The sequence below is a fragment of the Chitinophaga sancti genome, from assembly GCF_034424315.1.
In the GTDB taxonomy this organism is placed as follows: Bacteria; Bacteroidota; Bacteroidia; order Chitinophagales; family Chitinophagaceae; genus Chitinophaga; species Chitinophaga sancti.
Window position 1 is genome coordinate 2,616,977 of sequence record NZ_CP139972.1, and the last position, 18,867, is coordinate 2,635,843.

Below are 18,867 nucleotides of genomic sequence, written 5' to 3' on the forward strand. Positions count from 1 at the left end.
TATTCTTTGAACAGGATGAATGTAAATAGCATCGTGTGATAACTGTCAGGTGAAACGTCAACAAATTCCATGATATGTCAAAACGAATGTTACTATGCCTCTTCATGTCTGCATTTGCAGGTACTGAAGCCTTTGCCCAGAAAAATGATGCGCTTGTAAAAAGCCCGGACAGCCAGTTGTCAGTGAATGTACAACTCCGGGAAGGGAAAGCTTATTATAGTGTTACCTATGCAGGCAGGTCGATCATTGAACCATCCCGCATAGGGCTGCTGAGTGATCTGGGTGATTTTTCACAACAACTACAATGGGCAGGCAGGGAGAAAAAACTGCTGCAGGAACAATACTCGCTGGACAGGGGTAAGGTGAGCAGGGTAGACTACAAAGCCAATGAGCTACGTTGTGCGTTTATCAATGCTGGTAAAGATACCCTGGAGGTGCTGTTCAGGGTGAGCAACCGGGATGTGGCTTTCTCTTACCGGATCCCCAAAAATGGTAAAGGGGCAGTTGCCTGCACGGTAGAAAAGGAAGTAACAGGTTTTGATTTCCCTGCGAAAACGACCACGTTTATTACCCAACAGGCATTGCCGATGACGGGCTGGATGCGGACCAAGCCTTCTTATGAGGAACCTTATTCCATAGAAGAAGCAGTGGGTGTTACTTCGCAAAATAAAGTAGGTTATACTTTTCCTGCCTTGTTTCATGTAGCCGGGCAGGCATGGGCATTGATCTCCGAAACGGGTGTGGGTGATAACTATGTAGGTACCCGTTTGAGTGAGGGCAGTACTGATGGATTATATACGATTGCATTTCCTCAAAGCGGCGAAAATAACGGGCAGGGGCCGGCAAGTGCTACTGCGCCACTACCTTTCCAGACATCATGGAAAACAATTACGGTAGGCAATGACCTGAAACCTATCGTAGCATCTACGGTAGCGACGGATGTAGTGAAGCCGGTAGTAAAGTCAGATAAGCTCTTTACTCCGGGCAGGGCTACCTGGAGCTGGATCATCTGGCAGGATAGCAGTGCCAATTACAAGGACCAGGTGGCATATATTGACCTTGCAGCCAGTTTGAAAGCAGAATACGTGTTGATCGATGTATTGTGGGATGTGCTGATCGGGAAAGAGAAAATGGCCGAATTAGCCCGATATGCGGCTTCAAAAGGTGTTGGACTGATACTCTGGTATAATAGTAACGGATCATGGAATGACGCGCCTTATACGCCTAAAAACCGTATGAGTGACAGGACTGTTCGCCGGGAGGAAATGGCCTGGTTACAAAAGATCGGGATTAAGGGCTTAAAAGTCGATTTCTTTGGCGGTGATAAACAGGTGACCATGCAGCTGTACCACGATATACTGGCGGATGCGGCTGAATATGGGCTGGTGATCAACTTTCATGGCGCGACCCTGCCAAGGGGATGGGACCGGATGTATCCAAACTGGGTGAGCAGTGAGGCGGTACTGGCATCAGAGAACCTGGTATTCCAGCAATCTTTCTGTGATAATTATCCGCAGACGGCCACCATTTATCCTTTTACCCGTAATGCAGTGGCACCGATGGATTTTGCACCGGTGTTCCTGAACAAACGCCTGAACCGTAACCCGGAAAAAGGAAATTTCAGACGTACTACAGATGCTTTTGAAATGGCAACGGCGGTGTTGTTCTTTTCACCTGTACAGCATTGGGGATTGACACCTGATAACCTGGAAGGCACGCCGGAATACCTGCTGGACTTTATCAGGAATGTGCCCACCACCTGGGATGAGACCCGTTTGATTGATGGTTATCCCGGGAAGTATTGTGTGATTGCACGCCGTAAAGGTAGTAAATGGTATGTGGCAGCGGTGAACGGGGAGCCGGCAGAAAAGACGATTACGATAAAATTGCCTATGCTGGAGAATAAAGAGGTGTCAATAATTAAGGATGGCGAGGGCCAGGCGTCCGTATTGCAAAAACAAAAAGTAGGTACGAGTGTGACAATTACTTTGAAGAAAGCGGGAGGTGCGGTGCTGTTTAATTAAGTAAATTAATTTGTTCTTTTTTATATAAAAGAGGCTGTATCATAAATCCGATACAGCCTTTTTTTATTCGTATCCCGGATGGAGTCGTGTTCCCGTTTAAGCAAATCTCAGCGGCTATTTTTATTTATGGGCCAACCTCATTTTGTTGTTGGCTTTGATTGGATAATGGCCAGGTAAGAGGTTATAAAAGCTAGCCAGCTTCCAGATCCTGTCATACTTTCTTTCGATGCATATTGCAGCATTTCCATGAGAACAGGCGATACCTGGCTTGTAAATTATTTTAAGGTCTCCAGGTAAGATTTTAGCTGTTTTAAAAACAGGATATACGGGCTGTTGCTATTTTCGAGTTTGCCGAAATTACGTACGCCCCAGTAGCCGGACATCACGAACATGGTCACCTGTTTTGAATTGACATCCCTGCGTACTGTTCCGTTCTTCCTGCCCCGCTCAAGCGCAGCGACCATGATCTTGGTCCACTCGTGTGTCAGTTCATTCAGGGCGGCATTGAAGTCCTCATTCCAGGGGCTCATTTCAGCTGCGAAGTTAGCCACGGGGCATCCATGTTCAACTTTGAGGAATTTATCTTCCATGAGCAAATGATGGATCAGCCCATAAATTGCATCCAGTGGTGGGGCATCGGTTTTTAAAGGCTCAATGAAACTTTGTGCCAGGGTAGGTTTCATCAATTCATTGATGATGGCGATCCCCATCTCATCTTTGTTTTTGAAATGATAGTAGAATGCACCTTTGGTCACCTTTGTGGTGGCAATGATATCGTCAATACTGGTGGTTTTGTACCCTTTGACGTAAATCAGCTCAAATGCTTTCTCTAAAATATTCATCCTTGTTGCCTCAGCCTTTTTCATCCGGATCGTTTTATTTTACCTTCAAATATTAATCACAATTTCGGATTTAATTTCTATACGTAAAACATAATCAATACCAGGTTGAATATGCCATTTTTTCAAGGGTGTTGCGGCCGGCATAATTAAATTCAATACGATCCACGAGCCAAATCAATCTATCGGATCAATATGCTTTCAGGGTTTTGATGTACTGCTTCAGCAGCTGTAGCCCTTACTCATGAATAATAGTAGTGCCGATCTTAGGTAGATGGAATTCCCCCATCGTCGATCATATGCTGCATGTTGAATTCAATGCCGGCGCGGTTTAGGAGCATGCAGGCCATTATCAGTATGATAATAACGGCGACATACTTAGCTCCTTTCATTGCTTGCTGCGGGTGCCAGGATGTACCTGTCAATATAGAAAGTGCCGAATGGAATAATACAGCCGAGTAAAACCTTCCAGGAGGTCTCGGAAAACTTCCACTTGTACGTTACGCCTACACTCAGTGTGGTGATGACAAATAAGGTAAACAGCAAGCCATGGATCGGGCCCATTAATTTAACCAGGGCAGGTTGGCCCGCCCAGTATTTTAAGGGCACGGCAATAAATAGCAGGATGATCAGCGAGATCCCTTCCAGGAATGAGATGATCCTTAGACGACCGATTGGCGTCTTGAACAATTGTAACATAAGCTTCATTAATTTTTAGAATGATCGGAAATAGGGCCGCTTAGCCAGTGGTGAAAACGGCCATGGTATAGCAATCAATATGACCAGGAGTGCGATTGAAAACCATACCAGTATGGTCATGAATTTTTGCTTGTCCGTCTCCATCCGCTTTGCTTTTGCGGATCCTATCGTCATTATTACAATAGCAGCTGTCATCAAAAAAACATGTAAGTAGCGGAAGAATGCTGCCTCACTGATGATCTTATGAGAAGATGAATCAACGACACTGTATTTGACGATAGGGCTTATAATGTACAGGTAAAGACCGAGCATCAACTGGATATGCCCGATGGTAGCAGTTAAATGCCTGACAGTGTTGTTAAGTGGTGAGAATACCCTACCGGACCGGATGCCATTGCCTGCCATAACAATCGCATAGACAAGGCTGATGAGCACGAGGTACCGGTTAGCAGCATGTAAAAATAAAAAGGTCTGATACATTGCTATTTTATTGACAAAGCAAAAGTAAATAAAAAAACATACTAGTTAGTATGTTTTTAAAAAAGTTTCTTTTGAAGTAATAAAAATGTTCATTTGGGGGCAATAAAAAAAGCAGCGTTTCCGCTGCCTCCTGGTATTAAAACATCAAACTAATCTTAGATACTTATTGGTTCGCTAACAGGCAAAGCGTATTCCAGCTTTTCTCTTTTAGCGCAGAGCTGCCCCCATTTCAAACAGGTAGCACCCCACGAAAATCCAGCGCCGAAAGTGGTGATCAGTAAATTCTGACCGGGCTGGAAATCTTCAGCAAAATCCCACAATACCAGGGGAACGGTGGCGGAAGTAGTATTCCCGTATTTTTCTATGTTGATCTTAATTTTTTCGAAGGGGATATTGAGTCTTTCGCTCACAGCCTGGATAATTCTTTTATTAGCCTGGTGAGGAATTACCCAGTCAATTTCTTCTGCGTCGAGGTTATTTAGATCCAGGGCTTCGGTGGAAGCCGCGGCCATTGATTCTACCGCGTTCTTAAAAACCAGTGCACCATTTTGCTTGATATAATGTGCGTTTTCATTTACGGTTTCAGCGCTGGCAGGGAACCTGGATCCGCCGGCTTTTACAACCAGGGAATCTGTTCCTCCTCCATCGGTTTTCATCACACTTCCCATTACGCCATAGTCTTCGGTAGTTGGTTCGAGTAAAACGGCACCTGCGCCGTCGCCAAAGAGGATACAGCTGTTTCTGTCCTTATAGTCAACGATAGAGCTCATTTTGTCGGCTCCGACTACGATGACTTTCTTATAGCGGCCGCTTTCGATCAGGCTGGCGCCTGTGGTAAGGCCGAACAGGAAGCCACTGCAGGCTCCATTGAGGTCAAAGCCAAAGGCATTGATAAGACCGCTTTTTTTACACACGAGGCTACTGGCAGGGGCCAGTAAATAGTCGGGAGTAGCGGTGGCCAGGATGACCGCCTCTATTTCTTCAGGATTAACCTTATAATTATCAAGTAAGTTTTGAATCGCTGATGCGGCCATGTCTGAAGTGGCCTCATCTTCTGCACTTGCAATACGTCGTTCTTCTATGCCTGTGCGCTGCATAATCCATTCTTCAGAAGTATCCACAATTGTCGATAAAAACTGGTTCGTAAGTACTGTCGAGGGTACATAGCCTCCTAGTGCGCTGATGGTAGCTCTGATCTCCTTTCTCATTTTCATTAAATCTATCACAGAAAATCTGGGATGCAAAGGTAACTTAAAGTAAAAGCAGTTGAACTTTTTTTTCCAGCAAATTTAGTACCGGCAAGTCAAACTCATTGATTCTAATTATTTATATATGATATTAATCAGCTAAAATGACTATACTTTGACTGAAAAGCGGTGATTTTGTGCCCAAAACTGGCATTTTGTTCCCCAAAATAGCGTTTAGTGATTTTTGTTAAAATGCCCCGTTTATTTAATAGGTAAACTTGTTTACCCGTTCATCGTCGATAATTTCATTGATCAATAACCAGTGCTTTTTCGTATCCCCCTGTACGATCCAGGATAGTATGCACAGTTCCCCGTCCTTTTCCTTTTTGGAAGGTTTATATTTCAGTCCATACCTGGACAGGGAAAGTTCGAACAACTCCGCAGAATAGGCCGCATTTCGGAAAATGAGGGTATATTCTACTGATTTGTGATGTCTGTCTATTTCCGCCTCGATATAGGGTAGCAATACCAGGATGGTCAGGATAAACATGGAAGCACAAGCTGCTGCGAAATAATATCCTCCCCCAATACCCATCCCTACGGCGGACACTGTCCAGATAGTGGCAGCTGTTGTGATGCCATTTATCTTGTTCTCTCCCCGGAAAATTACCCCTGCCCCCAGGAACCCGATCCCGGTTACGATGTTAGCGGCTATACGGTCGGGATTATTACCTCCCAGCATAGAAGATATGATCGTGAAGAAACAGGACCCGATGGAGATCATGATCATGGTTCGGAAACCGGCAGATTTACTTCTGTATTCCCGTTCTATTCCAACAAGGCCGCCCCAAACTGCGGCAAGCAGGAAACGTAGAAAAATTTCGTTGTTCATAAACTATCTATTATCTGTTATCCGGCAGGGGATATCAAAATCTTCAGAAAGATAATAAATTGAACAGACACGATGATATCCATCAGCAATAATCAGCCTTTCGGAGCGAACCAGCAGCACAGGTGAGAGTTTTTTGCCTGATTTGACCTTTGCGATATTCTCTTTTACGTGAATGTTTTCTGGTGGTAACAAGGGTAACTGGCTGGCGCGTAAAATGTCTTTGGCCTTTTTCAGCACCGTTTTTTCTTTCTTTAGTTCCGCTACTATTTTCTGTACCCGACTCCTTGGGAGTAAGAGGTCCAGGTAATCTGCTGCTGCGGGGTAATTACTATGCCTGGGATTTTTCAGCCAGATCTCTGTATTGATTTTTCTTTCTGCCATGGTAGTTTAACAGTACATACCGGGGAATGGTTTGACCGGCGGTAGAAAAAGATACGAAGATTTGTCGTTGTACGACATCTGTAAAATGATTGCATCACTCAATTTCTAATTCATCTATCGTCAGCTCATTACATCTCAGCGTGAAGGACATGGTGGCATAATCATTTGTAAATGATCACTCAGGGCATCCAGGATACTGATTTAAATGCCAGTTTCCCGGATGGGATTTTACCATAATCTGGCCATCTATGCCATTATTATTTTTGACAAATGCACCTAATGTTGGAATACCTCGTTTATCAAAACGAATAGCCAGAATAAAATTGCTGATTAGCAAACTGGATGAGTCTGCGATATGAGACTGTTTGCGGAATGCAATGGAGTTGGATGTTAAAGTAGATTTAATTGTTCCTGTTGTCATTCACTTATCTGCTGATGACCAGGCAGTAACAAGTATTGCGAACAATAAAAGGCGGGCAACAGCCGGTAGATTTTTCTATTTATCATAAAGATATGTTTACAGCAAGATTGGCAATTACTGCCAGGATCTATTGTGCAAAAATGGCAAACGGCGGCGCTGGATTTACATTTGGTAGCTTATAATCCTTGTCATCTTTTCAAAAACAGAATAAAAGTCTTCGTACTTTAGCCGCCATGTTTTCACATTGTACTGTGCCTCTTCTCTGCTACCTGCTGTTCGTAACCAGCCCCTTAACGGCGCAGCAAAAATCTTTTCCCGAAAAAATAGCAAGCGAGGGATATGCCCTTCGTTTTGCTGATACAGCCCGCAGTATACGTATGCAGCGGGATGCGCTTGAGAAAGCGAAAGCTGATGCCAATATGGAGGATGAAGCGATCTGCTATGCATATATAGCATTGACGTATAGGCGTTTACTGGACCTGGACCGTTTTTCCGCCAATGCCAATGCGGCTTATTCACTTGCTGAAAAAGCCCATAGTCAGCGCGCAAAGGCATATGCCTCACTATCAATGGGTTTGCTAAAATCGTATATTGAAGATAACCAAAGTGCGATCATTTATTTGCTGAAAGCATATGACTTATTCTCCCAGTCAAAGGACTATGACCTTTGTGCAAAAATAGCTGCTGATATATCCTACCTTTTCTTTCCTGCTTCGCCCCTTAAAGTGCGTAAATATGCCAGCGAGTCATTAGCTTATGCAAACAAGGCAGGTGATGCAGAAAGTATTTTGCATGCCCGCCTGGCAATGGGGAGTTGTATGAAAGACGAGCTGCCGAAGAATGATTTTCAAAAATGGCAGGAAGTGTCAGCCTTCCTGAGGGAAACAGTAGCAAGAGCAGAAAGAGATGAAGCCAGGATTATCAGCAAGAGTAATATCGGTGTCGCATATATTAACCTGGCAGATTTTCTTATGGCAAGTCCGGTGCCTGGTGATGAAAATAGTTTTCTGCTATACCTGGATAAGGCTAACAGTATTGCCCGCCGGTATGGTCTTAAAAACATATTCAGGAATTCCATTGGGCTCAAGGGGCAGTATTATATGAGGAAAGGAGATTTTCATACTGCAGGGCTGCTTTTCAAGGAAGGTATTGACTATCAGCGCACTGTTCCTTACAAAGACTATTACCTGATGGCCAGTTTTTACAACAGTTTGAAAGAACTGGCGCTAAGGCAACAGGATTATAAAGCCTACTATGGTTATGATACTGCTTACATGCGGTATAACCAGTTACGCACGGATGAATATACCATGAAAATGCTGCAGTATGCAGATGCCCGTTTTGAATCTGAAAAGAAACTGACCATCATCCACCAGCTGGAGCAGGCTTACAAGCTACAACAGAAAAATAAATTACTGGGTTACGGTATTGCAGCTATCTTATTCATCGGACTTATTTTCATGTACCGCTCTTATTATTTCCGCCAACGGTGCTATCAGAACAGGGAAGATTTTCTGCAACAGGAACAGCTAAACAGCGAATTGAAACTGGAACTGATGGAGAAGGAGACGATGGTGAACCTAACTCAAAGACTATCACTGGAAAAACGTTTACTGGGTTCACAAATGGACCCGCATTTTATATTCAACGCACTGGGGAATATCCAAAGTATGATCCTGCAAAAGGAAACAGGACCCGCAGTTTCTTACCTGGGTAAATTTGCCAGGCTGACAAGAGAGGTATTGGAAAATTCCCGCAGGGAAAGTATTTCACTTGAAGAGGAGATCTTTACCTTAACTCACTATATAGAATTGCAACAGTTACGCCTGAACAATTCCTTCAGGTATAAAATTGACTGCGACGGAGATGTAAACAGCAACACACGCATCCCTCCCCTGCTCATTCAGCCATTTGTAGAAAATGCTATTGAACATGGGTTAAAGCCGTTGCCCTATACAACCACCGGATCCTTGATTATTCACTTTAAAGAAGATACTGAGCAGCAATACCTGATCTGCACAGTGACTGACAATGGTATTGGCCTGACTGCCTCCAAACTCCGGAAAACAAATGATACACACCGCTCTATGTCAACGACCATTACAGGCGAGCGACTGACGCTCATGCAAAAGGGCTACCCGGATGCAGGTTTTGAAATATATGATCGCAGCGAGGGTGGTTGTATCGTAAAATTGAGAATCCCAATTAACTAACATGTACAAAACCATCATTATTGAAGACGAACATCGCATCAGGGAAGCACTTTCCATTATGCTGGAAATGGTAGCCCCCGACCTTGTTCAGATCATTGGCTATGCAGAGAATGTAGAGAATGCAAAAAAGCTGATAGAACGGCTGAAGCCAGATCTCGTATTTATGGATATTATGCTCGCTGACGGTACGGCATTCGAAGTATTACATCGCCTCAGCTATCGCAATTTCCATCTTATTTTTACAACAGCCTATGAACAACATGCTGTTCGTGCATTCAAGTATAGTGCAATTGATTATTTGCTGAAACCAATAGATCCACAGGAACTTAAGATGGCGATTGACCGTATTGCGGATCTGCAGGAGAGGGTGATGGCAGACAAACAGCTCATTGAATTACAGCACAATCTGTCGAAAACACCGGACAAGATCATATTACCCACACAGGAAGCGATGTATGTGGTGAAACTGGACCAGATCATCCGCTGTGAAACTTCCGGTTCTTATACGAAGTTCTATATTACAGACAGCAGGGAGATCGTTGTATCCCGGCCCATGAAGGGTTATGAAGAAATACTCACTGAGCCTGAGTTCTTTAGAATTCATCAATCCCATCTTATCAATATTAATTTTATAGAAAGTTATTCCAGGGAGGGCATCGTAAAAATGAATGACAAAACAGAAGTACCTATTGCAAGGGCCAAAAAAGATGTATTTTTCAAATTGATGAAAGAAGGATTGTAAAGGCAAAGTTACCAAATACCAATTTAAACCTACAGGTGGACAAGTATAGATTTTAGTCAGCGCCGGCCAGTTTAATTTTGCACCATTAACATATCATTATGAACCAAAAAACACTTTCTATCCTAAGTTATGTAACAATCATTGGTTGGGTTATCGCCTATATTAAAGGCAAAGAACTACAACCTAAAAGTGAGCTGGTTACTTATCACCTGAAACAGGGTTTAGGATTCTTTATTCTTACGATTGTCGTGAATATCATTTTGTCAGTTGTGACACATATAATACCTGCACTTAGCATGCTTAGCTATCTATCTTTGATCCTGTTTGTCTTGTGGGTGTTTGGGATTATCAATGCAGTAAATGAGCAGAAGAAACCCATACCCTTAATCGGAGCAATGTTCGAGAACAAGTTTAGCTTTTTAGTCTAAGATCCGATAAACCCCAGTTTAATAGCTGCATTATATAATGCGGCTATTTTTATGTACTTTGTTTCAAGCGTAAATATTCTGTAATGAAAACAAAGTACTATCTGCTTTTGCTATTATTCCACGGTCTCTTCTTTCAAAATATTGTAGCCCAGACCGCCAAACTACCTACCCAATGGACAAACGCTGCCATGTCAGCCACGGTTCCTTTTCCTGAATATCCACGACCACAACTGGTGCGAAAAGACTGGCTGTGTTTAAATGGTAAATGGGATTACATAGGAGGTAAAAATGTGGCCAGCGCCCTGAACCCGGCGAAGCCAATTAATTTTAGTAATAAAACGGAGCAAATCCTGGTGCCTTATTGTCCGGAGTCTGTGCTTTCAGGCATTGAGCGGAACCAGGAAATCAATATGTGGTACCGTCGTACATTTGAAATTCCTGTTACCTGGAAAGGGAAACAGGTAATTATCAATTTCGATGCGGTGGACCATGATGCGACCGTATTTGTAAATGGAGCAAAAGCCGGATCGCATGCCGGTGGTTACAGCTCCTTTCATATCAATATTACCAGCTTACTGAAAGCCGGCACGAATACAATTGTAGTGGCCGCACATGACCCTAATGACGGAAGAACGCCTTCCGGAAAAAATGGACCTCGTGGTGATTATACTTTTACTTCAGGTATCTGGCAGAGCGTATGGCTGGAGCCGGTAGGCGAACATTATATCAGGAACATCCGCCTGTTGCCAGACCTGGCCAATAACAGGCTGGAATTATTTGTGGATGGAGATAATGCACAGGTAAAAGCCATTGCAATGGAGGGTTCCAGTGTCGTATCTTCCATCACCGGTGGCACAGGAACGAAATTATACCTGCCTATAAAGGAGCCCAAATTATGGTCTCCGGATAATCCATTTTTATATGATCTGCGCATCACCCTGAGTGACAGCAAGGGTCATATCACGGATGAGATCAGCAGTTATTTTGGCATGCGGGATATAAAACCCGGGAAATTAAATGGTGTAAATAGACCGCTGTTGAATAATAAATTCGTGATGCAGGTGGGATTACTGGATCAGGGATACTGGCCGGATGGTGTACTGACAGCACCGACTGAAGCAGCGCTGAAGTTTGATATAGAATTTACGAAAAAAGCCGGCTTCAATTTAATCAGGAAGCATATGAAAACGGAGCCTAAGCGGTTCTATTACTGGGCAGATAAGCTCGGCCTGTTAGTGTGGCAGGATATGCCGGCTATCTGGTATCAGCATGAAGATACGGCTAATGCGAGAAGTACTTACAGAAAGGAGTTGGTGGCTATAATGGATGACTTGTATAATTCACCCTCAATTATTACCTGGGTACCTTTCAATGAAAACTGGGGCGCTTTTGATGTGAAGGAGATGACGGATTGGGTGAAGCAGCTTGATCCATCAAGGCTGGTGAATGGCAACTCTGGTTTTAATAATAATCCTGGTTATCAAAAAGCGGAAGGCGATCCGGGTAATGGGGATTTTGTGGATACGCATATTTATGTCGGTCCTTATGGGGCATCTGAACCGGATGATAAAAGAGCGGCATCACTGGGTGAGTTTGGCGGTGTTGGTTTATTTGTACGCGGGCATATGTGGCCGGTGGAGAATAATGCGTATGCTTATGAGCCTACAAAAGACAGGCTAACGGACAGGTATATATTATTGATGGACCAGGTAGAACAGCTGATGCGGTATAAAGGCTTAAGTGTTGCGATCTATACACAGACCACAGATGTGGAACATGAGGTGAATGGTATGTTGACATATGACAGGGAGGTAGAAAAGATGAATATGGAAATGGTGAAGGATGTAAATGAGGCGATCATTAAGGCGGGAAATGAATTGAATAAATAGGGCTGTTAAATGCAGTAGGAAGCTTGTACCAAAAGTAAATTTTCACCTGCTTAAATTTACTTTTGATACAGGCTTTTATTATTTCTGAGCAGCAGCTGTTCCTTCGGGGGCGGCTTCCAGGTTTGTTACCAGGTTCACACGCTGAATATTTTTTGACTTAAATGTTTCAAGCACTCTTTTTATGACCGGGTATGGTGTTTCATTATCAGCCTTGATGCAATATTTCAATTGTTTGATATTGCTGGTCTGCGCAGCACGGCCATATTCAATCCAGGATACCAGCTCATTATTAGAGGAATCTGTTGGGATCCCTTTTTCCATAGGTGCTCCTTTTCTTTGATTAGACTTCAGGGAAAGATATTCTTTCAGGTGCTGAAAATCAGTTCCCACAGAGGCCCCCATAATAAAGTTAGCCATCTGCGTTTCTGACAAGCCCAGTTTAAACTGATCGTTCAGATCCTGAATTAGTTTCTGTCTTTGCGGTTGCCCCTGCAGATCAAAAAACACGCGCCCGGTTTTATCGATACTAATTAAGATCACATCTGCATCAGGTAGCAGGGCGGTATTTATTGAGGATGGTGTAACGATCGCAACCGGTTCATCCGGTTTGAAGGTGGTTGTCATGATAAAGAAATTCAGGAGCAGGAACACCACATCGCACATTGCAGTCATATCAACTGATGTAGATTTCCTTGCTAATTTAGCTCTGGCCATAATATTGAGTTTTGAAATTTTATGCATGCGGATATCCATTCCCGATAGGCCCTAAGCGCTATCAGATCAGGTATTTCCAAATGCAAGTTGCAGATTGCAGGAGTGTCAACAAATAGACAGATCTCGCCAGTATATGTCTATTTCACTTCAGGGGCATCAGGTCCATAACAGGCTTCTATACTCGCTGGGGCTTATACCTGTGGCTCGTTTGAAGAATTTACTAAAGAAGAACTGGTCGCTGAATGCAAGTTCTTCGGCTATTTTACTGATCGGGTCAGAGAGATTACTTAACATGATCTTGGCTTCTACAATAACCATTTGGGTGATGACTTCACTGGTAGATTTTCCCAAAATATCCCTGACACATTTGGTAAGGTATTTAGGCGTGACGTTTAGGATTTCGGCATAAAAATCCACTTCTCTCCTTTTTCTGAAATGTTGTGTCAGTTCTGAATAGAACTTTTTCACCAGGACTTCTTTGCTGTTTAACTGGATCTGTTTACCCGCGAATTTTTTCTGTATAACGGAAGCAATTTCGAAGAAGAGCACTTTGAACAGGTTCAGTAACAGCTCTCCAATGAAGGGGTGGTCTTTGGGTAGATTGTTTTTAATGGAGAGTTGGTCCATGATGGCTTTAAAAGTCTGGACTTCCTCGGGGAGAAGGGTATGAACCGGCATATGCTGCCGGGTATATACGCCAAATCCATCCATGTATTTTCTATTTAATGCGGCTTCTGTGAGCAGGGTCATGCTAAAATTAACGGCGGTAAATGCACATTTCCGGAAGTCGGTCAGGAATTCTGTGATTACATTCGGGGCAAAGATGACGATAGCATTGGCAGGAACATCGTATTCGACAAGGTTTAAGCGCATGCGCAGGTTGCCACTGGTAACGAGGATGATTGTATAGTGATCCAGGCGAAAGGGAATGGAGATTTCCGGTTCTATCCGGAGATTCTCATTATTGAAAATATTAAATTCCTTTCCGTGTTTGCTTTCGGCGGCAAGCATGATTTCCTCTATCGTATATACCCTGATCGCTTTCATGTAGCGATAAAAGTACAATTTCGATAATTATTTATTGCAGTATTCTGATCTGTAGGTTTTTTACCATTGTTTAGTGAATGTAGCGGCAACACTCTACCTTTTAGTGCTGGACAGGGGAAAGATTACGGCTTTATAGATGGGCTTCGGTAAGAGAAAGGCTTGCATCGTTTCTGCAACAATAGCTGTCGATTGTGATGTTCTGTTAAGACTTCTATATTCATTCCTGTGTCAAAATATCTTTCAATGTCATTTCCGGGTGTGTCTTATTATTCATCAGCGTGCCTTTGCCCACCTGTTATCCTTGTCTGTAACACCTATAGAAATTTGCCTCAGTAGATATCTTGTCTAACTCCTTTTGCAGAACTGATTCCTGATTTTCGAACAGTATTTTCCTTTCCGGAGAAGGAACCTGGTCAAATTCATAAGCTTTCCTCTTTTTTTCGGAAAATTTGATGTAATTATCGATTAAATCATCCAGCTTTGGGCTAAAAGCGAGGTTTTTGACTTTCTCATCTTTCAATTTTTGCCCATTGAGCGGTGTTTTATAAGACTCAATGACTAAGGTGGGGGTGGCAAGGCCGGATTTTGCCTGGATGAGGTCGAAATGACGCTCGAGGTCTGCTTTGATCTGGCCGAGCGTTTTGTTGGTTTGTTTGTGGGATGGGTCTGTGGGGAGGGCGAGTTTTTTGGGATCCCAGTTCTCGTCCAGGACTTTACAGCCGGAGGAGAATTTTTCATTCAGACCGTCAATTGTTACACGGACGTATATCGGGATTTTGCCATCTTTTGATTTTTTGTTTCTGACTAAAAAGAAGAGAATGGTCAAATTTTGCTTAAAATTCATAAATGTTGATGTGAATCGATTAAAGATTGCCCCTTTCAAAGATTAACAACTCGTATCGTTTCATTCGGTATCCTATAAAGGTAGGATACCGGATAGGATACCGAATAAGGCACCATTTGGGTTGATATAGATTGATATGCTTTAATGTAGTAAAACCGCGGGAATCCGCTACCGGAGGGGTTGTTTAAACGAAAAAAGCGCAACTTGTGTTGCGCTTTTGTGAACCGGATTGGATTCGAACCAATGACCTGCTGCTTAGAAGTGATTTTACCCATCACTTCATTTACACTAGTATCTTATTATACAATTAGAAAAACATAGACATTTTTATTATGTAATTTATATTTTGGAAAAGTGTCTACGAATTAGTCAACGCTTCTTTTTCGGCTGTAGCTCCTCCTCAATCTGTGTTACAGCCAATTTAAGCGATTCCAATGGTGTTAGTTTTTTTTCATCCCTTAACATGTTTTTTTCAAGGCCAAAAACCCAATTCATATTTGCACCAGTTATCGATGCTGCAGTTAATATTTGTTCGATTGTAAAGGATCTTATTCCAGATCGAACTTGTCCAATATTACCAGGTGCGAATCCTATTTTCTCTAAGAATTCTTTCTGTGTACTGGCTAATTCGTTTTCTATACCAAACTCAATTAGCTGAAGCATACGTTGATTGGCTATGAATAATTTTTCTGCCATTTATCTATCTTTACGTAAATCATTATTATGAAAACAAATCATCAGAATCAAGAGAGCTGTCGTTATCGACTGCCCAATTCCAGGACCGTTCTGTCACTGCCTTCTCAATCATCTCACCTGCTTCTAAAAAAACTCGATACTCTGCGTTCTCGTCTAAAGGAGATTCAGAAATTAAAGAAGGAAACGGAGGCGCAACAGATTTCTCATTAAATTCAATTCCCAGTTTTTTCATTATCAGAACCTGGTTGTTTAGCATGATCCTGAGTATAGAATTGTTTTCTACGGCAAGTTTGTATGTTGCCAGTCTTAGTGTATCATCTGTGAATTGATGTTCCATATCGTATTATATAGCATGTGTGAAGTTTAAATTTGCTCTACCTTTTTCGCTTTGAATGTAAAAGACATATATTTATCTTTTGATAGTATTTGTAGGGGCAAGAAAAAAGAAAACTCTGGTTTCATGAGTAAAATTCCACTTGCTAAAGTTTCGTTTCCCAAATCTTGGTTAGGAAATAAAGGTTTTGTTTGCCAGCTACCAGGAGTACTGGAGTAAGTTCCATAATATCCTTCTTTGTAATAAATATTATCCGATGGTACAACAAGATCATCCCAAATTGCCTTTCCTGGAATTAATGACGAAGGCATAGAGGTATTTCTATCTACATATTTTATTCCTTTATGAATTATTTTTTTTGTTTCTCCGTTTATCACAAGAGAAGCATCATCCCATTTGATTCTAATAGGATCGTTTAATTTATTTTTTATAGTAAAATTTATTTGGCTTTCATTAATTGAGAAAGCTATTGAAAGTGTATCATCATTGTATACTAAAGAGCTATCTACGATAGGTTCTTTAAGAAAATAATGAAAACGATAATAATGTCCTTTTGATTTTGTTAAATTAGATGGAGTTGAACATGCCACAACTAAAAGAAGAAGCAAACCTGACAGTAAAGTTTTTTTCATTTTGGTATGTGATTTAGGATTAATAAACGCGTGTGAATTTTTTAGGATATTGAATTTGAAGATCAACCCATCCGTCAATTGATATCTCAACTACTTCTCCTGTAGCCACTTCTTTTACTTTAATTGTAGGTACTTTTCCGATTTTATCAATGACAAGTTGCTCAAGAAGCAATTCCTGTTTTTTCTGAGTTCTAATGAATTGATCCAAGCCCCAATACCACCAGGAAACTCTTCTAAATACAATTAAGAGAGTAACAAATATTATCAAAACAAGAACTGGGCTTACTAAATTTTCCATTTGGTATATGATTTTGGAGTGACAAATCAGTTAATAGAGTGTTATTGTTTTCAAATTGACATGTTTGTGGAATAAACTTCTTTGCGCAAATTGAGTGCGCTATGTAACTGATAAATTTGAACCCTTACAACCAAATCAGTTTACCTCAATATTTTAGATTGTTATGAAAAGAAATAAAAAGGGTTCTAAAAAGAATGTTAACTCTTGGGCAAGCCCAGTCGTGAAGCTATCTTATTCATCTCTTCTATCGTATCTGCGTCTATCAAATGAAGTTCTTCCTTCCACATCTCAGGAGCACCCTTTCGATCAGCTCGATCCCGAGCAATCTGCTTCAAAACATTCCTCAAAAGCGCCTCAATAATAATTGAGCGATGAACAGTGACAACTGGTTCATCAGTAGGACTTTCGATAGAAACTCTATCAAGAAGCTTTTTTAATTTGTTTAACAATTTAATGTTACCCCCTTTCGACATTGCCTGCGCTAGGTAGTTGTCATTATATTCAAGCTCTTTCTCAATTTCTCGACGGCCCCACCCACACTTTTCTAAATCTTCTAATAGCTTTTTGATCTCGTTTTTGAGTTCCATCTAATAAAAGTATATCAACATTAAATATTGACTAAATTTTGCCTAAAGCAACATTTATTGACTTTTTGTTGATTTAAACAACATATCTTTGACTTATCAACGCAAAGGTAATGCACAAGGTACATTACACAATTGCGTAAAAGTACTGAAAAATGGCAAAAGCAGAAGTACGCATTAATGCAAAACCGGAAAAGCCCTATATCAAGGGAACTAAGAAAAAAATCAGGAAACGCCTGGATGATCTTGAAATATCCCTTAAGGAGATATCAGAGCATGAGGGTTGCACCTATTCATATCAATGTGTGAAAAAGGCATTCTCAGCTGATGACTTTTACTGGAATCAGCACCTGGTAGATCTTGCTCAAAATATGATTGAGGAAAAGAAAACGGTATTGCAATGAGCCAGGATTTCTCTCAATTGGAGACAAGGATAAAGAATTTAACTGCCTACATAAGCGTAGTGCAAGAAGAAGCTATAAGAATAATGAAAGAGGTGGAGCAGCTCTCTGCTTCACTCCCTTCACGGGGAAATAAATCGAAGAAGAAAGGGAATTTGAGTGACGAATTTCTTGCACAGCTCAAAATGAAAAGGTTAGCAAAAATTAAGGTAATACGATCTTAAATACATCACATTATGCAATTATCCAACTCTAAGCTAGCAAAGCAACACGAAAAGCTGACATGCATACTAAATCTTGCTATCAGGTCTAAGAATAAGGCTTTTAAAGCAATGGCCGAGATTAACAGGATGAAAGCTGCGCAGATTAGCTACACAGTGATTGGTGAAACAATCTTTCAGTTAACAACCTATTACAGAGAGGCAATGTATGTATATGAGCGGTTGATGCAGTACTACAGAAAGCAGTTACTGCGAGTAATTGGTGATGATTATGTACATGTAAATTCATTTGCTTCAAGTTTATGATTTGGCTTAACATCTTTGGAGGACTGATAATCTATATTTTATTACTCGGTGTTGGTATTGGGTACCTGCGCCATCAAAGCAGAATCAATGATAATCGCACTCTTAATAATACTGGTAATCGTCGCCAGCGTCGCAGGTAGACTTTTTGCGAACTGGTTGGACAAATTTGAGGCATAAAGAATTTGGGGTAATTAAACAATGGATGAAAAGCCGGTGTCGTTCCCGGCACCGGCCCTTTCTGAAGTTGTAAAGATTTTGGGGGTAGCTATGGTTTTCGTGTTAGCTCAGTTGGCAGAGCGTTTGGCAGGAAACGAGGCTTGATAATGAAATATTTTGAAGGCTGGATACCACAGGAGGTCACCGGTTCGATCCCGGTACACGAAGCAATAAAGTTCTTCTTTAATGTTGTGGTGTATAGAGAACGGTGGGGGATTCGCTCCCCTACCCTTTACTCTAACATTACAATGAAACTAAATCAATTATCAGCTATGGCAGTTCAAGTTGATGTGGTACACCTGGAAAACAGGATGGCCACCTGTAATCTCTATGCGGATAATAGATGTCATAAATACCAGGGCAGAGTATGAGAAGAAGC

At 41.7% G+C, this 18,867-nt stretch carries 21 protein-coding genes and 1 tRNA gene; 7 read left to right on the plus strand and 15 right to left on the minus strand.

Features of this window, described 5'->3' with window-relative positions:
- Window positions 1-74 precede the first annotated feature (74 nt).
- Window positions 75-2,024, plus strand: coding sequence for a glycoside hydrolase family 97 protein (locus U0033_RS09840; RefSeq protein ID WP_072356906.1), 1,950 nt, complete (start codon window positions 75-77; stop codon window positions 2,022-2,024).
- 275 nt (window positions 2,025-2,299) lie between these two features.
- Here the strand turns inward: U0033_RS09840 and U0033_RS09845 are convergent, their stop codons facing one another.
- The 6 genes from U0033_RS09845 to U0033_RS09870 all read right to left on the minus strand — a co-directional run bounded on the left by U0033_RS09845 (window position 2,300) and on the right by U0033_RS09870 (window position 6,502).
- A complete protein-coding gene (locus tag U0033_RS09845) occupies window positions 2,300-2,890 on the minus strand; it encodes a TetR/AcrR family transcriptional regulator (protein ID WP_072356905.1) in 591 nt (196 codons plus the stop codon).
- Between the two features lie 351 nt (window positions 2,891-3,241).
- Window positions 3,242-3,562: a DUF3817 domain-containing protein gene (locus tag U0033_RS09850; protein WP_072357079.1), complete on the minus strand. Its 321-nt coding sequence runs from the start codon at window positions 3,560-3,562 to the stop codon at window positions 3,242-3,244.
- Window positions 3,563-3,577: 15 nt separating this feature from the next.
- Window positions 3,578-4,042 carry a hypothetical protein gene (locus U0033_RS09855; protein WP_072356904.1) on the minus strand — a complete coding sequence of 155 codons (465 nt, stop codon included), beginning with the start codon at window positions 4,040-4,042 and terminating at the stop codon, window positions 3,578-3,580.
- Window positions 4,043-4,197: 155 nt separating this feature from the next.
- Complete coding sequence (locus U0033_RS09860; RefSeq protein WP_218163971.1) at window positions 4,198-5,250, minus strand: 3-oxoacyl-ACP synthase III family protein; 1,053 nt, start codon at window positions 5,248-5,250, stop codon at window positions 4,198-4,200.
- Window positions 5,251-5,494: 244 nt separating this feature from the next.
- Window positions 5,495-6,121, minus strand: coding sequence for an MgtC/SapB family protein (locus tag U0033_RS09865; RefSeq protein ID WP_072356902.1), 627 nt, complete (start codon window positions 6,119-6,121; stop codon window positions 5,495-5,497).
- Window positions 6,122-6,124: 3 nt separating this feature from the next.
- Complete coding sequence (locus U0033_RS09870; protein WP_072356901.1) at window positions 6,125-6,502, minus strand: hypothetical protein; 378 nt, start codon at window positions 6,500-6,502, stop codon at window positions 6,125-6,127.
- A 654-nt stretch (window positions 6,503-7,156) separates the two neighbouring features.
- Between U0033_RS09870 and U0033_RS09875 the strand changes: the two genes are divergently transcribed.
- The 4 genes from U0033_RS09875 to U0033_RS09890 all read left to right on the plus strand — a co-directional run bounded on the left by U0033_RS09875 (window position 7,157) and on the right by U0033_RS09890 (window position 12,195).
- Window positions 7,157-9,136, plus strand: coding sequence for a sensor histidine kinase (locus tag U0033_RS09875; protein WP_072356899.1), 1,980 nt, complete (start codon window positions 7,157-7,159; stop codon window positions 9,134-9,136).
- A gap of 1 nt (window position 9,137) precedes the next feature.
- Window positions 9,138-9,878 (plus strand): LytR/AlgR family response regulator transcription factor, encoded by a 741-nt coding sequence (locus U0033_RS09880; protein ID WP_072356898.1) that lies wholly within the window; start codon window positions 9,138-9,140, stop codon window positions 9,876-9,878.
- Window positions 9,879-9,976: 98 nt separating this feature from the next.
- Complete coding sequence (locus tag U0033_RS09885; RefSeq protein ID WP_072356897.1) at window positions 9,977-10,306, plus strand: DUF4870 domain-containing protein; 330 nt, start codon at window positions 9,977-9,979, stop codon at window positions 10,304-10,306.
- 83 nt (window positions 10,307-10,389) lie between these two features.
- Complete coding sequence (locus tag U0033_RS09890) at window positions 10,390-12,195, plus strand: glycoside hydrolase family 2 protein (protein WP_072356896.1); 1,806 nt, start codon at window positions 10,390-10,392, stop codon at window positions 12,193-12,195.
- Window positions 12,196-12,273: 78 nt separating this feature from the next.
- On the opposite strand, the gene U0033_RS09895 is transcribed toward U0033_RS09890, so the two are convergent.
- The 8 genes from U0033_RS09895 to U0033_RS09930 all read right to left on the minus strand — a co-directional run bounded on the left by U0033_RS09895 (window position 12,274) and on the right by U0033_RS09930 (window position 17,347).
- Window positions 12,274-12,909 carry an ExbD/TolR family protein gene (locus U0033_RS09895; protein ID WP_072357078.1) on the minus strand — a complete coding sequence of 212 codons (636 nt, stop codon included), beginning with the start codon at window positions 12,907-12,909 and terminating at the stop codon, window positions 12,274-12,276.
- 156 nt (window positions 12,910-13,065) lie between these two features.
- The gene (locus U0033_RS09900; RefSeq protein WP_072356895.1) at window positions 13,066-13,956 is read right to left on the minus strand and encodes an AraC family transcriptional regulator; all 891 of its coding nucleotides are present in this window, start codon (window positions 13,954-13,956) and stop codon (window positions 13,066-13,068) included.
- Between the two features lie 295 nt (window positions 13,957-14,251).
- Complete coding sequence (locus tag U0033_RS09905; RefSeq protein ID WP_143150586.1) at window positions 14,252-14,839, minus strand: Arm DNA-binding domain-containing protein; 588 nt, start codon at window positions 14,837-14,839, stop codon at window positions 14,252-14,254.
- Window positions 14,840-15,169: 330 nt separating this feature from the next.
- Window positions 15,170-15,496, minus strand: a complete 327-nt coding sequence (locus U0033_RS09910) for a hypothetical protein (RefSeq protein ID WP_072356893.1) — start codon at window positions 15,494-15,496, stop codon at window positions 15,170-15,172.
- Window positions 15,497-15,521: 25 nt separating this feature from the next.
- A complete protein-coding gene (locus U0033_RS09915; RefSeq protein WP_072356892.1) occupies window positions 15,522-15,833 on the minus strand; it encodes a hypothetical protein in 312 nt (103 codons plus the stop codon).
- A gap of 26 nt (window positions 15,834-15,859) precedes the next feature.
- Window positions 15,860-16,462, minus strand: coding sequence for a hypothetical protein (locus tag U0033_RS09920; protein WP_072356891.1), 603 nt, complete (start codon window positions 16,460-16,462; stop codon window positions 15,860-15,862).
- Between the two features lie 19 nt (window positions 16,463-16,481).
- On the minus strand, window positions 16,482-16,760 hold the full coding sequence (locus tag U0033_RS09925; RefSeq protein ID WP_072356890.1) for a hypothetical protein: 279 nt from the start codon (window positions 16,758-16,760) through the stop codon (window positions 16,482-16,484).
- Window positions 16,761-16,957: 197 nt separating this feature from the next.
- On the minus strand, window positions 16,958-17,347 hold the full coding sequence (locus tag U0033_RS09930) for a hypothetical protein (RefSeq protein WP_072356889.1): 390 nt from the start codon (window positions 17,345-17,347) through the stop codon (window positions 16,958-16,960).
- A gap of 152 nt (window positions 17,348-17,499) precedes the next feature.
- Between U0033_RS09930 and U0033_RS09935 the strand changes: the two genes are divergently transcribed.
- Window positions 17,500-17,748: a hypothetical protein gene (locus U0033_RS09935; protein WP_072356888.1), complete on the plus strand. Its 249-nt coding sequence runs from the start codon at window positions 17,500-17,502 to the stop codon at window positions 17,746-17,748.
- Window positions 17,749-18,313: 565 nt separating this feature from the next.
- Here U0033_RS09935 and U0033_RS09940 read toward each other — a convergent pair.
- Window positions 18,314-18,436: a hypothetical protein gene (locus tag U0033_RS09940; RefSeq protein WP_262487748.1), complete on the minus strand. Its 123-nt coding sequence runs from the start codon at window positions 18,434-18,436 to the stop codon at window positions 18,314-18,316.
- 109 nt (window positions 18,437-18,545) lie between these two features.
- Between U0033_RS09940 and U0033_RS09945 the strand changes: the two genes are divergently transcribed.
- Window positions 18,546-18,656, plus strand: a tRNA-OTHER gene (locus U0033_RS09945).
- Window positions 18,657-18,867 lie beyond the last annotated feature (211 nt).

What these genes read in the sequence shown, in the direction of transcription:
- U0033_RS09840 (WP_072356906.1), top strand. Translation starts at nt 75, where the DNA reads ATGTCAAAACGAATGTTACTATGCCTCTTCATGTCTGCATTTGCAGGT.
- U0033_RS09845 (WP_072356905.1), bottom strand. Translation starts at nt 2,890, where the DNA reads ATGAAAAAGGCTGAGGCAACAAGGATGAATATTTTAGAGAAAGCATTT.
- U0033_RS09850 (WP_072357079.1), bottom strand. Translation starts at nt 3,562, where the DNA reads ATGTTACAATTGTTCAAGACGCCAATCGGTCGTCTAAGGATCATCTCA.
- U0033_RS09855 (WP_072356904.1), bottom strand. Translation starts at nt 4,042, where the DNA reads ATGTATCAGACCTTTTTATTTTTACATGCTGCTAACCGGTACCTCGTG.
- U0033_RS09860 (WP_218163971.1), bottom strand. Translation starts at nt 5,250, where the DNA reads ATGAGAAAGGAGATCAGAGCTACCATCAGCGCACTAGGAGGCTATGTA.
- U0033_RS09865 (WP_072356902.1), bottom strand. Translation starts at nt 6,121, where the DNA reads ATGAACAACGAAATTTTTCTACGTTTCCTGCTTGCCGCAGTTTGGGGC.
- U0033_RS09870 (WP_072356901.1), bottom strand. Translation starts at nt 6,502, where the DNA reads ATGGCAGAAAGAAAAATCAATACAGAGATCTGGCTGAAAAATCCCAGG.
- U0033_RS09875 (WP_072356899.1), top strand. Translation starts at nt 7,157, where the DNA reads ATGTTTTCACATTGTACTGTGCCTCTTCTCTGCTACCTGCTGTTCGTA.
- U0033_RS09880 (WP_072356898.1), top strand. Translation starts at nt 9,138, where the DNA reads ATGTACAAAACCATCATTATTGAAGACGAACATCGCATCAGGGAAGCA.
- U0033_RS09885 (WP_072356897.1), top strand. Translation starts at nt 9,977, where the DNA reads ATGAACCAAAAAACACTTTCTATCCTAAGTTATGTAACAATCATTGGT.
- U0033_RS09890 (WP_072356896.1), top strand. Translation starts at nt 10,390, where the DNA reads ATGAAAACAAAGTACTATCTGCTTTTGCTATTATTCCACGGTCTCTTC.
- U0033_RS09895 (WP_072357078.1), bottom strand. Translation starts at nt 12,909, where the DNA reads ATGGCCAGAGCTAAATTAGCAAGGAAATCTACATCAGTTGATATGACT.
- U0033_RS09900 (WP_072356895.1), bottom strand. Translation starts at nt 13,956, where the DNA reads ATGAAAGCGATCAGGGTATATACGATAGAGGAAATCATGCTTGCCGCC.
- U0033_RS09910 (WP_072356893.1), bottom strand. Translation starts at nt 15,496, where the DNA reads ATGGCAGAAAAATTATTCATAGCCAATCAACGTATGCTTCAGCTAATT.
- U0033_RS09915 (WP_072356892.1), bottom strand. Translation starts at nt 15,833, where the DNA reads ATGGAACATCAATTCACAGATGATACACTAAGACTGGCAACATACAAA.
- U0033_RS09920 (WP_072356891.1), bottom strand. Translation starts at nt 16,462, where the DNA reads ATGAAAAAAACTTTACTGTCAGGTTTGCTTCTTCTTTTAGTTGTGGCA.
- U0033_RS09925 (WP_072356890.1), bottom strand. Translation starts at nt 16,760, where the DNA reads ATGGAAAATTTAGTAAGCCCAGTTCTTGTTTTGATAATATTTGTTACT.
- U0033_RS09930 (WP_072356889.1), bottom strand. Translation starts at nt 17,347, where the DNA reads ATGGAACTCAAAAACGAGATCAAAAAGCTATTAGAAGATTTAGAAAAG.
- U0033_RS09935 (WP_072356888.1), top strand. Translation starts at nt 17,500, where the DNA reads ATGGCAAAAGCAGAAGTACGCATTAATGCAAAACCGGAAAAGCCCTAT.